This is a genomic window from Mesorhizobium sp. M0166, assembly GCF_040322255.1.
GTDB lineage: Bacteria > Pseudomonadota > Alphaproteobacteria > Rhizobiales > Rhizobiaceae > Mesorhizobium.
In genome coordinates, this window is sequence record NZ_JAMYTD010000006.1 from 227,273 (window position 1) to 241,685 (window position 14,413).

Annotated in this window: 11 protein-coding genes and 1 pseudogene; 3 read left to right on the forward strand and 9 right to left on the reverse strand. The window is 63.2% G+C overall.

Annotation, left to right across the window (positions count from 1 at the left end):
* Positions 1–57 precede the first annotated feature (57 nt).
* From NKJ46_RS10745 to NKJ46_RS10765, 5 genes and pseudogenes are all read right to left on the reverse strand, one after another.
* Entirely contained in the window at positions 58–486 is a 429-nt protein-coding gene (locus NKJ46_RS10745; protein ID WP_352664711.1) for a VOC family protein, read from the reverse strand.
* Positions 487–614: 128 nt separating this feature from the next.
* A complete protein-coding gene (locus NKJ46_RS10750) occupies positions 615–788 on the reverse strand; it encodes a hypothetical protein (RefSeq protein ID WP_023719167.1) in 174 nt (57 codons plus the stop codon).
* Positions 789–891: 103 nt separating this feature from the next.
* A pseudogene (locus NKJ46_RS10755) lies at positions 892–2,420 on the reverse strand (ABC-F family ATP-binding cassette domain-containing protein).
* Positions 2,421–2,790: 370 nt separating this feature from the next.
* Positions 2,791–5,967 carry an excinuclease ABC subunit UvrB gene (gene uvrB, locus NKJ46_RS10760; protein ID WP_352664713.1) on the reverse strand — a complete coding sequence of 1,059 codons (3,177 nt, stop codon included), beginning with the start codon at positions 5,965–5,967 and terminating at the stop codon, positions 2,791–2,793.
* Between the two features lie 112 nt (positions 5,968–6,079).
* On the reverse strand, positions 6,080–7,327 hold the full coding sequence (locus NKJ46_RS10765) for a hypothetical protein (protein WP_352664715.1): 1,248 nt from the start codon (positions 7,325–7,327) through the stop codon (positions 6,080–6,082).
* Between the two features lie 143 nt (positions 7,328–7,470).
* Between NKJ46_RS10765 and NKJ46_RS10770 the strand changes: the two genes are divergently transcribed.
* Positions 7,471–8,511, forward strand: coding sequence for a CapA family protein (locus NKJ46_RS10770; RefSeq protein ID WP_352664717.1), 1,041 nt, complete (start codon positions 7,471–7,473; stop codon positions 8,509–8,511).
* Between the two features lie 73 nt (positions 8,512–8,584).
* Positions 8,585–9,556 (forward strand): DUF3137 domain-containing protein, encoded by a 972-nt coding sequence (locus tag NKJ46_RS10775; protein ID WP_352664719.1) that lies wholly within the window; start codon positions 8,585–8,587, stop codon positions 9,554–9,556.
* Positions 9,557–9,569: 13 nt separating this feature from the next.
* Here NKJ46_RS10775 and NKJ46_RS10780 read toward each other — a convergent pair whose 3' ends face one another.
* On the reverse strand, positions 9,570–10,064 hold the full coding sequence (locus NKJ46_RS10780; protein WP_352664721.1) for a YegJ family protein: 495 nt from the start codon (positions 10,062–10,064) through the stop codon (positions 9,570–9,572).
* Between the two features lie 192 nt (positions 10,065–10,256).
* Between NKJ46_RS10780 and NKJ46_RS10785 the strand changes: the two genes are divergently transcribed.
* Entirely contained in the window at positions 10,257–11,879 is a 1,623-nt protein-coding gene (locus NKJ46_RS10785) for an FAD-binding oxidoreductase (protein WP_352664723.1), read from the forward strand.
* Between the two features lie 8 nt (positions 11,880–11,887).
* Here NKJ46_RS10785 and NKJ46_RS10790 read toward each other — a convergent pair whose 3' ends face one another.
* The 3 genes from NKJ46_RS10790 to NKJ46_RS10800 form a co-directional block, all read right to left on the reverse strand.
* A complete protein-coding gene (locus NKJ46_RS10790) occupies positions 11,888–12,403 on the reverse strand; it encodes a hypothetical protein (protein ID WP_352664725.1) in 516 nt (171 codons plus the stop codon).
* Positions 12,404–12,562: 159 nt separating this feature from the next.
* A complete protein-coding gene (locus tag NKJ46_RS10795) occupies positions 12,563–13,693 on the reverse strand; it encodes a hypothetical protein (RefSeq protein WP_352664727.1) in 1,131 nt (376 codons plus the stop codon).
* Positions 13,694–13,699: 6 nt separating this feature from the next.
* The gene (locus NKJ46_RS10800; RefSeq protein WP_352664729.1) at positions 13,700–14,134 is read right to left on the reverse strand and encodes a DUF4383 domain-containing protein; all 435 of its coding nucleotides are present in this window, start codon (positions 14,132–14,134) and stop codon (positions 13,700–13,702) included.
* Positions 14,135–14,413 lie beyond the last annotated feature (279 nt).

The window sequence follows — 14,413 nt, forward strand, 5'->3', positions numbered from 1 at the left end:
TTTTCCTCTCCCTCTACAGCGGGGAGAGGTGATTTCAGACACAGCCTGCGTGGGATGCTAAGCTGCTTTCACCGGTGCGTTCATGGCCCATTCGACGCCGAACGGATCACGCATATTGCCCCAGCGGTCGCCCCAGAACATCACCTGCAACGGCACGACTTCCTCGCAGCCTGCCTCGATGGCCCGCTTCCACCAGGCGTCGATGTCGTCGCTGCCGAGATGGAGCTGCATGGTGTAGCCCTGCGGCTTCACAGCGGCCATTCCATGCTCGGGATAGAAGTCGGAAAGCATCAGGGTCGAACCGTTGATGTGGAGATGGATATGCATGGTACGGCCCTGTTCGTCCGACGGATAGGCAAAGACCTGCTCGGCACCGAAGGCCTTTTGGTAAAATTCTGCGGCTTTGAAAGCGCCGTCCAGCTGAAGGTAGGGCGTCAATCCGCCAAGCACTTTGGCGGCGGGCTGGGTCTGCGGCTGGTCATTCATGTCATGCTCCTCTTTGCGTCTGGTTTGCCTTTGCGAACCACAGGACGAACGGAACGGCGACGATCCTACACGGCCGATGGTTTTTTGGATTCGAAATGGCGTCTGCCGCGACGGCCAACTGCCACCTTTCAACCTTCGATGCGAATCCGCGGGCTGTTTTGCGCGTCGACGACGATTTCCGGCCAGCCAATATCTTTGCGCAGCTCGATCGGCAATGAAAGGATGGCGCGTTCGCTGCGATAACGGGCGCGAGCCGCCGAGTAACGCGTTACGGCGTGGCCTATGGATGACAGAATAGACATGATGCTTTCTCCTCGATTGGCGCCGGCATCACCGTGTCGGCGTCCCAAGGACGTGGCATGCGATCATCATCCGACAGAGCGCCGGAATTTTTTCCGCAATTTTTCAGCTGCCCGCTTCGGCAACCTCCTGGAAGAACCCCTCCGGGTCGTCGACTTCGGTCAGCCGCCGTTCTTGATCAGCCAGAAGCGGTTGCCAACCGCGCGGATGAAGGAGCGGTCGTGCGAGGCGAGCAGGCAGCTCGCCTGACGTTCCAGCAATTCCGCTTCCAGCGCTTCCTGGCCATCAATATCGAGGTGGTTGGTCGGCTCGTCGAGCAAATAGAAATTGGGATTGGCGAGCCTGAGCGCCAGCATCATCAGCCGCGCCTTCTGTCCGCCCGACAGCACGCCGATCCCGCGCTCCTGCATGTCGATGCTAACGCCGGCGCCCGCCAGCAGCGAGCGGGCGCGCTGCTCGCCGACATCGAATCTGCGCGAGAGCATCGCCAGCGGCGTGTCGTCGCCGCCGATGCCCGACAACGCCTGGTCGCTATAGCCAAGCACGGTCGACGGCGTCACCTTCACGCCTTGCGCTGCCGTTTCCGGCGCGACGATGGCATTCCGGATCAGGCCGATCAGCCGTGATTTGCCGACGCCGTTACGGCCGAGCAGGACGATGCGGTCGCCCTGGCAGATATGGCGCTTGCCGGTGCTGAACAGAACCGTGCCGTCAGGCGTTCCGACCACCAAATCGTCGAGCGTGATCAGCACCTTGGCATGGCTGCCGCGATTGGCGAGCTTGATCGCGCCCGCCGATCTTTCGCGGTGTGCCGGCGCTGCCGCTTCTTCCAGGCGCTCTGCCCGCTGGTTGAGCTGCTTGGTCTTGACCGTCAAAAGGTCGCTGCCGGAATTGATGCCGATATTGTTGAGCTTGGCCGCCTGTCGGCGCAGCTGCTGCGCCACTTTCATGTCGCGCTGGAATTTGCGTTCGGTCGAGGCGTCGACCTCGTCCAGCGCAAGCCTCGCCCGCGAATAGGACCGCGAAAACACCGGCGATTGTTCGGGACGCAGGAACAGCGTGCGGTTGGTCGTCGCGTCGAGGAACGCCCGGTCGTGGCTGGCGATCACCACCGGCACCTCGCGCGGCAGCGCGTTCAGCCAGGTCTCGAGCTGGCTGATCTTGGCGAGGTCGAGATGGTTGGTCGGTTCGTCGAGAAGCAGGACATCGGGATCGGTGACCCAGACGCGGGCGATCAGCGCCAGCCTTTGCCAGCCGCCGCTTAAGGCCCGCATCGGCCGCTCGCGCATCGGCTGCGGCACGTCGAGCGAGTCGAGAACCACATCGACGCGCCATTGCTCGCTTTCGGCCTGCTCGGCCGGCAAGGCGTCGGCCACCACCTCATGAAAGCTGCGCCCGGCCAGCGCGGCGGGGATGATTTGCTCGACATAGCCGACGCGCAGGCCGCGCGTGCGGGTGATGTCGCCTGTGGTGGCTTCGAACTCGCCCGTCAGGCACCTCAACAAAGTGGATTTGCCGCGACCATTGGCGGCGACGATGCCGAGCCGGTCGCCGGCGCCGATGGTGAGGTTGAGATGGGAGAAGAGCGGCGCACTCATGGTGACGCCGAGGGACTTGAGGCTGATCAGGGCCATGTCGATTTCTCTGGTCTGTCCGGAGTGATTCCGGCTGATGCACTTTGACGGTGCGCAGGCTGGCCATCAGGCTCGGCGTTGCAGCACCACGAAGGGCGGACCAAAAAAATCGAAGCGGGAAGAAAAACCCGGACCGTCTCTGGTCAGCCCTGCAAGCAAGCTCGCAGGGCAGAGACAGGGCCGCGCTGACGGTGGTGGTCGAAATACACGCAGCCCTCCTTTCAGAATGTTCGAGTATAGGGATTGGGTTACACCAGCGGCGGGGCGGATGGCAAGCGGTTGGCACTGGAGTGAGCGGAGCGCCGAAGCTGCCAATCTCCCCCCTTGTGGGGGAGATGTCCGGCAGGACAGAGGGGGGCGCGAAGGATCGCTACCGTCCCGGCCGACCCGTCTTGCCGGTGCGGCGCTTTTCGCGGCGGGCGTCGGCGGGATCCTCGTAGGAGCCGATACCGGCACGCTGGCGGACAATGGGTTTGGCGGAAACGTCGTGTTCCTTCGCGCCCCCCTCTGCCCTGCCGGGCATCTCCCCCACACGGGGGGAGATTGGCTGTGGTTTCGCCGGCACTTTTCCCTCAACCGGCTTCTCGGTCCGCCGCACCGTCATCTCGTCCAGTGAGTTCTTCCTGAACAGCGGCTTGGTCGGTTCACCCGGTATACCGAAATCCGAGCCGTGCGCCTCCTGCGCCGACTGTTTCTTGAACAGCGAACGGGACACCGCGCCTGACGGCGTCGGCATGTCGGTCCCAGGTCCCATATCGTCCAACGAAGGTTTCGCGAACAGCGGCTTCTTGACCGGCACGGCGCCGTCGGCGCCCATTTCGTCGAGCTCCGGCTTGCGGAAGAGGTTGGGCCGTGCAGCCTTGGCTGCCTCTTCGGCGGCACGTGCCTCGTCGAGCTTGCGGAAGCGCTCCTGTTCCTCTGATGTACGATGTTTGGCCACGCCCTTGTTGTGCTTGCCTTTTTCGCGGCCCGAGACCGGGCTTTCCATGTCGGCATATTTGGCCAGCGGATCGTCGGAGATGGACAGTTCCATCTCGCGCAGCCGCTTGATCTCGTCGCGGATGCGGGCCGCCTTCTCGAAATCGAGATTGGCGGCGGCGTCGCGCATCTGCTTGTCCAGGGCGTCGAGATGCGCCTTCAGATTGTTGCCCATCATCGCGCCGGCGCTGTCGGTGAACTGCGAAATGTCGGCGCGGACATGGTCCTTCTCGTAGACTGAATCCAGGATGTCCGAAATGCGCGACTTGACCGATTCCGGGGTGATGCCGTTGGCCGCGTTCCACTCCATCTGCTTTTCGCGACGGCGGTTGGTCTCGGCCATCGCCCGCTCCATCGAGCCGGTGATCTGGTCGGCATAGAGGATGACCTTGCCGTCGACATTACGCGCGGCACGGCCGATGGTCTGGATCAGCGAGGTTTCGGAGCGCAGGAAGCCCTCCTTGTCGGCGTCGAGAATGGCGACGAAACCACATTCTGGAATGTCGAGACCTTCGCGCAGAAGGTTGATGCCGACCAGCACGTCGAAGGCGCCGAGGCGCAGGTCGCGCAGGATCTCGATGCGCTCCAGCGTGTCGATGTCGGAATGCATGTAGCGGACGCGAATGCCCTGCTCGTGCAGATACTCGGTCAAGTCCTCGGCCATGCGCTTGGTCAGGACGGTGACCAGCGTGCGGTAGCCGGCTTTTGTCGTGTCGCGGATTTCGCCGACGACATCGTCGACCTGCGTCTTGGCCGGACGCACCTCGACCGGCGGGTCGATGAGGCCGGTCGGGCGGATGACCTGCTCGGCGAAGACGCCGCCGGACTGCTCCATCTCCCAGCCGCCGGGCGTCGCCGAAACCGCGACGGAAAGCGGGCGCATGGCGTCCCATTCCTCGAAGCGCAGCGGCCGGTTGTCCATGCAGGACGGCAGGCGGAAACCATACTCGGCCAGCGTCGCCTTGCGGCGAAAGTCGCCGCGATACATGCCGCCGATCTGCGGTATGGTGACATGGCTTTCGTCGACAAAGACCAGCGCATTGTCGGGAATGTATTCGAACAAGGTCGGTGGCGGATCGCCCGGCTGGCGGCCGGTGAGATAGCGCGAATAGTTCTCGATGCCGGCGCAGGAGCCGGTCGCCTCCAGCATCTCCAGGTCGAAGCGGGTACGCTGCTCAAGCCGCTGCGCCTCAAGCAGGCGGCCAGCCTTTTCAAGCTCTTGCAGGCGATACTTCAGCTCTTCCTTGATCGACTTGATGGCTTGATTCAAGGTCGGGCGCGGCGTCACATAGTGCGAATTGGCGTAGATCTTGACGCTCTTCAGCTCGCCGGTTTTCTGGCCGGTCAGCGGATCGAATTCGGTGATCGCCTCGATCTCGTCGCCGAACAGCGAGATGCGCCAGGCGCGGTCCTCGAGGTGGGCCGGGAAGATCTCGATCGTGTCGCCGCGCACCCGGAACGAGCCGCGGACGAAGTTGATGTCCTGGCGCTTGTATTGCTGGGCGACGAGGTCGGCGAGCAACGCGCGCTGGTCGAGACGGTCGCCGATCTGCATCTGGAAGGTCATCGCCGTATAGGTCTCGACCGAGCCGATACCGTAGATGCAGGACACCGAGGCGACGATGATGACGTCGTCGCGCTCGAGCAGCGAGCGCGTCGCCGAATGGCGCATGCGGTCGATCTGCTCGTTGATCGAGGATTCCTTCTCGATGTAGGTGTCGGTCCGGGGCACATAGGCCTCAGGCTGGTAATAGTCGTAGTAGCTGACGAAATACTCGACGGCGTTTTCAGGGAAGAATTTCTTGAACTCGGAATAGAGTTGCGCGGCAAGCGTCTTGTTGGGCGCCAGGATCAGAGCGGGGCGTTGCGTCTCTTCGATTACCTTGGCCATGGTGAAGGTCTTGCCCGAGCCGGTGACGCCGAGCAGCACCTGGGTGCGGTCGTTGCTGTTGACGCCCTCGACGAGATCCTTGATCGCGGTCGGCTGGTCGCCGGCCGGCTCGAAATCCGAGACCATCCTGATGGCGATGCCGCCTTCGGATTTCTCCGGCCGGGCCGGGCGGTGCGGCGTCCACAGCACGCCGTCCTTGTGCAGCGGATTGCCGGATTCGATCAGCGCCGACAGCGCTGCCACAGTGGCGGTAACGCCGCTGGAGGTCATCGTCTCGGCATCTTCGAGAGAAATGTCGAGGCCGGCAACCGGATTGAGACCGGCCGCAGTGCGCTCCCGCGCCGAAGCCGCGCCGCCCATCGAGGTGCCGCGTGCCGTACGGCCGGGGGAAGAGGAGCGTTCGGGGATCTTTTTCGCCGGCTTCGCTAATTTGCCGCCGACTTTGCCGGAAATGCGCCCTTCCTTCTCGGCTTCCTGCTCGATCTGCTCGGCCCAGTCGGTAATCGAGCCGGTCAGCGGCGCGCCGCTGAACTCGGCCTGCGGCGCCTCGGCAAAGCCACCCTTGTACAGAGGCTCCGAGGCATCGAGAAAATCGGTCAGCGGACTGCGCCGCTTGGGCGGCGAAGCGCGCTCGTCATTCGCCGGCGGCGGCGTTTTCTTGTCGGAGAGTCTGGCCATGGCCCGAATATGGGAGGTATCGGCCAAAATGGAAAGAGCGGAGTGGCGGGTGGCGCGAGGCGCAATTTGGCTGCTGACAGCAGGCTGTCAGGAGTGACGTCTAAGCACGCCCTCAGTTGAACCAAACGGCGAACGTCAGAAACCCGGCGCCGCCGAACTGGCGCTGGATCTGGTTGAACTCCTCGCTGGTGAGAACCTTGCCGCGTTCGAGATAGGGCGCGATGGCCGGGCCGGTGATCGACAGCACCAGGTCGAAGGGCTTCGGCTCGTCGAAGAAGCGCTTCATGTTGATGCCCTTGTCGGCGATGCGGAAATGCGGCAGCAAGCTGCGGCCTTCCAGGAGATCCTCGGCCATGGCCAGGGCGGCGAGCCAGGCCTGCACCTGCTGCTCGCCGACCTCGAGGCCGGTGAGCGGGCTGGCGCCTTTCTGTTGCGGCCCGGGCAGCCATTCGCGGTCATTGTCGGTTTCGGCGCGGATGGCTTTCCAGTCCTCGCGCGACAGCCGGATCATTTCCACGAGATGGCGGCGTGCCGCTTGCCGGCGTTCAGGTTCGACCACTTGCCAGTTGATGAGATGCACCAGGGAGATGAAGTCGGCGAGGCGCCATTCGGACGTCAGAATGCCGCCGCCCATGCCACCGTCCAGCGGCACGAGCGTATCCTGCAGCGGCAGTTTTGCGCGCGGGAACAGCATGTGGAAGGAGCCGTCGAACGTGTTCCTGAAATCATGCGCCAGCCAGAAGTCGGCCTGCGCCATCAGGAACTCGGCATAGCCCTGCAGCCAATAGCCGTCGGCGCGGTCGAAGCGGAAGGCGAGGGCGGCATCGGCCGGCGCGCCGCCCGTGCCTGACAGAGAGGCCATGATCGCCGCGGCGCTTTCGTCCGGCGCGATCTGGCCGTCCTCGTTGAGGTCGATGCCGAGGCGGGTTAGGTCGATGACCATGCCGATGTCCGCGTCGGCGGGTACCGAACCCAGCGTAGCTGCGGATTTCTCCAGCCGGTCGCGGAAGGCGACGAGAATGGCGCGGAATTGCTCGTAGGTCAGCGGCTCGGGATTGGCATTGTCCGGCACCGGCAGCCGCATCAGCGGCAGCATGAAGGATTGCGGGCTTTCGAAACCGTGGTGGTGCAGGCCGCCGGCCAGGATCTCCAGCGCGGTGAAGAATTCGCCGGCGCCGGCGGCGTAGGTCGCGGCCGGATCGCCGGGCGCGGCGGCTTCCAGCGCGGCAAGAGCGCTGTCGCGTTCAGCTACGGTTTTTGCCTCAAACAGGGCCGCCGCTTTGGGAGCCGCGGCGCTGGGTGAAGCCAGCGGGAGGAGAAGAATGATGGCGCACGCCACCAGCCTGGAAAAACGCTTCATCGTGATCGCCCCTTTTGTCGCTCCGCAGTGGATCATACACGCATTTGATTCGCTGCGCCTGTGGCCCTGTGGTTCACCGATGACAGTCGACGCTTCAATCAATCCGGCGGACGGTCTACACAAGGCAAACGATTGGGCGTCGCGTGTCGAACTATCCGCTTTCCTACAAACTGTCCTGGCTGCCACGCTTCCTCTGGCCTTCGCTCGATGGCGACGCGCGCGGCTTTGCACCGGCGGCCGCAGCCCTGCTCGAACCGCTGCCGGCGCGGACGGTGCGGCTGGCTTTCGTCGGCGATATCTCGGCGGTGGCCAATCGCCGCGCGCCGGACTGCGATCCGGCGATTGCGGCACTGCTTGCCTCGGCCGATCTAGTGGTCGGCAATTGCGAAAGCCCGGTGGTGGAGCGGCCGAGCGCTGTTTTGGGTACAAGGTTTGGCACGCATCACGCGATGAGCGAGCGGTTCCTTGCCGAGGCCCTGGCCGCCGTCGGCATCCCGCGTGAAAAACTGGTACTGTCGCTGGCCAACAACCATGTGCTCGACCAGGGTATTGCCGGCTTCGACGAGACCGTCGCCGCGCTGGAGCAATTAGGCATCCGCACGATCGGCACTGCGGCTCCGGTCGAGCGGTTTGCGGTTGGTTCGCTGACCATTGGCCTTGCCGCCTTTACCTTGTGGCGCAATACCGGCGCGGCTCAGTTCGCGGGCCGAGTCTCGATGCGAGGCGATCCGACGCAATGGCCGCACGATGCCGCTTCGGGTGTCGACCTCCTCTGCGCGGTGCCGCATTGGGATTGGGAATTCCGGCATTTTCCGCGTGCGAAGACGCGGGCACTGGCGCGGCTTCTGGCCGAACATGGCGTCGGCCTGGTGGCCGGACATCATGCCCACGTCGTGCAGCCGATCGAGCGGATCGGCAAGACGCTCGTTGCCTATGGGCTCGGCGATTTCTTCGGCACCGCCTTCGCGCGCCAGCCATGGCCGGGCCGCATCGGCGCCATTCTCGTCGTCGACATCAGCGACGATCCCGGCACGCGCGGGACCATCGCCGCCTACCGGCTGCATGCCTTCATGCGGCTGCGCGCCGGCGATCACGAGCGGCTGATGCCGGTCGAAGCGCTGGCGGGAAAATCCAGGCAAAGGGTTCTGGCCCGCCTCGATGCGATCTTCGGTGCCGGGCGCTGACGGCTGCGCTGACGCGGTCCATCAAACCGGCTATCATGCCCAACGCGGGCGGGCTTGTGGCGGCGGGTGGGTGATGGAAACTGCGGATTTCATGCCGAGCGAAGCGGTGATCGCCGGCCTCAGGAAGGACATCGAGGCCTACGAGGCGCAAAGGGCTTCGGCCTATCGCCGGACGCGCTGGCGGGTGCCGCTGTTCATCGGATCGGTGGTTGTCTTCGTGGTGTTTGTGGCCTGGCTCTTCAACGGGGTTGCCGACCCGAACGAGCAGTGGTTCTCGACCCCGCATGTGTTCCTCTATATCGGCGGATTCCTGGCGACGATCCTGCTCTATCTCCAGGCGATCAGGCCAGCGCGCAAATTGCAGCAGTCGTTCCGCAACACCTTGCTGCCGATCGTCTTCGGCTTCATCCAGGACGTGCGCTATCAGCATGGCGTAACGCCGAACTCCTTCGATCGGCTGCCACGCGAGACGATTGGCGCGTTCAACCGTTCATATTTCGAGGACGTCGTTTCCGGTCGGTACGAAGACTTTGCGTTCGAGCTCTATGAGGTGACGCTGCTGGAGAGGAACGGCAAGACCACATCGCAGGCCTTCAAGGGCGTCATTATCGCGTTCGACACCATTGCGCCGTTCCCGGGAAAGTTGGTGGCGGCGCGCCGTGCCAATATGGTGGTCGGTTTCTTCCGAGGCATGTTCGGCGGCAAGACGGAACAATTGTCATGCGGCGTACCCGAACTCGACGCCGCCTATGAGTTCCACACCGACAACATCGAAGCGGCGCGGCCGCTGGTGACCGGCCGGCTGGCGCAGGCGCTCGAATGGCTCGGCGAAACATGGCCGAAGGAACCGGCACGCGTCGCGCTCAACGGCAGCGACGGCTTTCTGCTGCTTCCGCAGACGAAGAACTTCTTCGAACTGCCGGACATCTCTGTGCCGCTCGACTATGCCAAGCATGTTGCGCCGATGATCGCCGACCTGGCCACGATCCTCGCGACCGCGGCACTGGTGCGCAAGATCGGGGCGAGGGACGAGGAGGCGGATTAGTCCGGCTGGGCGGTCAGCAATCGAAGCCGTATTGGCTACGCATGTAGTCGACTTCTTCCTTCGACATCGACTTGAACATCACACAAACGGTGAAACTGCCAACCTGGTGACCGTTTCTGGTGTATCCCCAGTCGGAAATATCGTCTCGGTTGAATTCGATATACTGGCCAGCCACGACGTTGTGGACACTATGTGGCTCATTCGCCAATATCCCCACGAATCCGTTTTCGGTCCGCTGGAACGGGATGACCCAGAAGTGTTCGGTGACGTTTCCGTCCTTGATCATCACCTTCAGTTTGAATGTGTCCGTTCCAGGTGGCGGTGTCTGGGATAATGCCAGGAATTCATCCAAGCTGGCACGTGCCTGTGCAGTCGCCGCCGCCATATCTGGATCGTCAGGCGCGACTGCGACGACGCTGTCGTCGCCCTGACTGGAATCCTGAGCCTCAGCGGATATCGGAGCAAGCGCTAGCATCAGGGACAGAATCGCGCGGGACAGGTGCTTCATGGAATGGCGCCCTTACAATGGTCAGCATCATCATGGATCCGTTCGTATTTTCAATCATAGCGCGAAAAATACCTTCGCTGCAACCATAAGAAAATGCTCCTGATGCCGCAACTGCCGCTCTAGTTCTGCTACGCACTCCGGCTATGGTTTTTGCCGGAAGCTCGCGCTATCTCTGAGGCGGCGAGGGGTAGCATGGTCGAAGAACGCAAGGGGTTTCGCCTGTCGCGGCGGCTGCTGCTGGGGGCGGCGGTGGTGGGCGGCGCGATGCTGTGGGGCGGCACGACCGTGGCGCGGCTGGCGCGCGGTCCGTCCGGGCAGAAGAATTCCGGGCGCATTGCCGACATTGACGGGATCGACCTGGCTCAGAAGCCGCTGGAGGGCCCGCCAGCCTACGATCCGGCGCTACCATGGCTGACCAAGGGCGGCGACATCAACGATGCCAGCGGCCTGTCGATGACGCCAGTCTACGGCGTCATCGAAGTCAGCGAGGAAGACCACATTGCGAGCGCGTTGGCCTTTGCCCGCACCAATGGCCTGAAGGTCTCGATCGCGGCGGTGCGCCATTCGATGGGCGGCCACGCTTTCGACGACAACGCACTGGTCCTCGACATGCGCAAATTCAACAAGGTCAGCGTCGATGCGGCGACGAAGACGATGACCTTGCAGCCCGGCGCGCGCTGGCACGACATCCAGAACCTTTTGCACCCGCGCTTCGCGGTGAAGGCGATGCAGTCGACCGACATCTTTTCGGTCGGCGGCTCGCTGTCGGTCAACGCGCATGGCATGGACCACCAGGCCGGCTCGGTCGCCGGCTCGATCCGTTCGATGCGGGTGATGCTGGCCGACGGTTCGGTGACAACCTGCTCACCAGCCGAAAAGACCGAGCTGTTCCGCCACGTCGTCGGCGGCTACGGCCTGTTCGGCGTGGTGCTGGAGGCGACGCTCGACATCGTCGACAACGCCGTCTACCGGACCTCGCGCGAGATCATCAAATCGGACGACTTTCCAAAGTTCTTCGCCGAGGTGCTGGAGCCAAACAGGGCGATCGGTCTGTTTTATGGGCATCTGTCGACTGCGCCGGGCAATTTCCTCGAGGATATGATCGTCTACCGCTATGACAAGGTGGCCGACCAGCCGCCGGCCGACCAGCCGGCAATCGGCGAACCGGGTTCGGTCGGGCTCAAGCGGGTGATCATCAACCTGGCGAAATGGGGCAGCCTGTTCCAGGAGCTGAAATGGTTCACCGAAAAGACACTGGAGCCGCAATTCGAGAGCTGCACGGTGGCGCGGACGACGGCAATGGCCGAGGGCGAGGCCTGCCTCGTCACGCGCAACAATCCGATGCACGATTCAGTGCCGTATCTGTTCAACGATCTGCTCGATGAGACCGACATCCTGCACGAGTATTTCATCCCGCGGGCGGCCTATAGCCCGTTCATCGCGGAAGCGCGCGAGATCCTGCGCAACCAGAGTCTGGCGGTGCTCAACGCGTCGGTACGCATCGTCCACAAGGAGGATGTGGCGCTGAACTATGCGCCGGAGCCGGCCTATTCGCTGGTGCTCTACATCAATCAGCCGACAGACGCCGACGGCAATGCCAGGATGCGGGCGCTGACAAGGGCGCTGATCGACGTGACGATCAAGCATGGCGGGCGTTTTTTCCTGCCCTACCAGCTTCATTATACGGGCAAGGAACTTCTTGCCTCCTATCCGGAACTGCCGTCCTTCCTGGCGAAGAAGCGGCAATACGATCCGGGCGAGCTGTTTTCGTCGATTTTTTATCGCGCCATCAAGGCACTGATCGGCACGGCCTGAAGCGGCGGTTACAGACCGTCAGGCAGCTTCGTCGCCAGCCAGTTCGCCGAACGCCTGGCGATGCCGATCGTTGCCGATGCGGCGCGGTCGAGATCGGTCTTGACCACGGCGTAGCCGGCCTTCGTGCGGTAGAGCACGGCGCGGCCGCCATCGACCGCCGCTTCATAGGCCACCGGCCGGACGGCTTCCGTTTCCGTCGCCGTAGCCTGCGTTCCGACCGCAGCACTGGGCCGATGGCTCAGTTCCGGTGGCAGCGGGTCTGTCGCTGCCGTGCTGGCCGTCGTCAATTCAGGCTCGGAAGCGGTCGCAGCGAGCTGCGATGACGAAGACGAGTTCTGTGTCCGGCAGATGCCCGAGACCAGCGGATAGTCGAAATTGCGCTCGTGCAGCATCTGGCTTTTCATCGCCGCTTCGCATTCGGCGATGGTCGACCATTTGGCGGGCGTCTCGCCGATATATTCGCAAAGCCTGGCGTCGCAATCGCAGCCGACGATGGTCATGGCGACAAGGGCGGTCTTTATCACGGTCTTGTCCCTCCGAGTTGCCTGGCGCATGTGCGCAGGACAAATTGCTGCGGCATCATCAATCATTGCGGAACAAGGCGGGATTTGGCCGCGATTGTGGAATGAGCGTGGCGGAGCCTCACGCAACGTCTTGTCGAGGCGGGCTGTGACCGAAAGGCCTCAGTAATCGTAGACGTGCTCGAGCCTGGCGCCCGCCGTCATCAGCGCCGGCAGCACGAGGTGCAGTTTGCGCACGGCGACGGTCAGGCCGGTGCGGCGCGTGGAGGGTTCCGCCGGAAGCGGGTAGCTGAACAGTGCGCGCGCACCTTCGGGAACATTGATCTCGTCATTGGAAAGCATAGTGACCATGATCTCGTCATTGCCGCCGATCTCGACGAAGGAGACGCCCTTGCCGATCAGGCGCGGGATCATGTCGGTGAACACCTGGTAGCGCCTGGTGACGAAGACCGTGCCGTCGGCGCCGAGATCGCGCTCCAGCAAGGTGTCGGGCTCGTTGCGCGTCACCTCGCTGACCGGACCCTTGGCCCAGACGTGAATGTCGAGCAAGGCCGGGTCGGTGGTGGCGGCGAGCGCCGACTTGATCAGATCGGCGTAGCCCTGCTTGATGGTGTCGGCGAGGCCGAAGGCGAGCTTGCGTTCGCTGGTGCGGACGGCGCTATCGTCCGCTGCCGGCTGGACGGCAAACAGGCCGGCACGCTTTTCGGCATAGGGAAACTGGTACCACGGCACCTGGTCGAGAAAACCGGCATAGTCCGCCGCCACCTTCGCCTGGTAGATGTCGACCGCGGTGCGCTTGCCGGCTGTCGCTTCGGTGACGCGGCCGACCGTATTCTCATAGGCCCACTGGATAGCGTGCTCGATCGTGTGGCTGGTGCCGATGATCACCAGCATCTGGTGGTTGTCGAGGTTGAACTTGTAGGTGGAGCTGGCGCGGATGACCATCGCATAGTCCTGCCAGAAGCGGCCGATATAGGAGAGATAGGGAAAACCGCTCGGCTGGTTCTTGTCGACGAAGCCGGCATATTCGCGGGCGGCGTAGACGATGGCCCATTCCGGATAGGTGAGAAAGGTCGATTCCTCCGGCCGCTGGTAGCCGGGGATCTCGGCACGGACCTTGTCGGCCAGCGCCTTCGGCGGGGCACCCTCAGTCACGCCCGGCAATGGTGTTGTGTCCAGCGACGGCGTCGTGAGAAAGCCGTAGGCCAGCCCGGCGATCGGGATCAACACGATAATGACGACGAGCCAGAGGATCGCCTTGATGATGCGCTTCAGCCAGAGGAACAGGAACATGGCCGGTCAGGCCGCGGCGAAATGGTCGTACACACGTTTCGACAGCCAGAACCCGACATAGACGGCGAAGCCGCCGATGACGATGTGCGGCAGGTTGGCGAAGAAGCGAGCCGGGAATTCGATGTCGTTCAGGGAGCGGAAGCCGTTGATGAAAATGCCGCCATCGAGGCAGCCGGAACCGGTGACCAGGCCGAGCACGCCGTCGAACAAGTAGACCGAGCCGAATAGCTTGAAATAGAACACCGCCTGGCGGTGCGAGATGAAGGCGGCAGCCAGCGCCCAGACGCCGGAGAAGGCGTGCAGCAAATCGTCGTACCATTGCAGCGAGAACAGGCCGAACAGATTGCTGCCGGCATCGTTGAAGGCCGGCACATAGCCGATGGCAACAACACCGAAGAACAGGAAGGCATAGGCAACAGCAAGCTTCTGGATGAGCGTCATGAAATGTCCCCCTGCCGTCAGCCCTTTTAAACGGCCCCCGACGGCAAATGGATAGTAGCTGATTTTGGCGCAGGGTGAAGCGTCGCCGGCAAAATCGTCTAGCGAGGCCACAAAGACAGTCGGCGCCGGGATTTCTCCCAGCGCCTCCCTGTCAGATCAGGACACGGTCGCGGCAGCAACTCCCGAAAGATGTCGCGCCATGCCGGCCTTGATTTTGACGGTCCTGCCAGTCGCCGCCCGAGGGCAGCGTCCGTTCCGGACCACGCCGGTCTCCGCTCG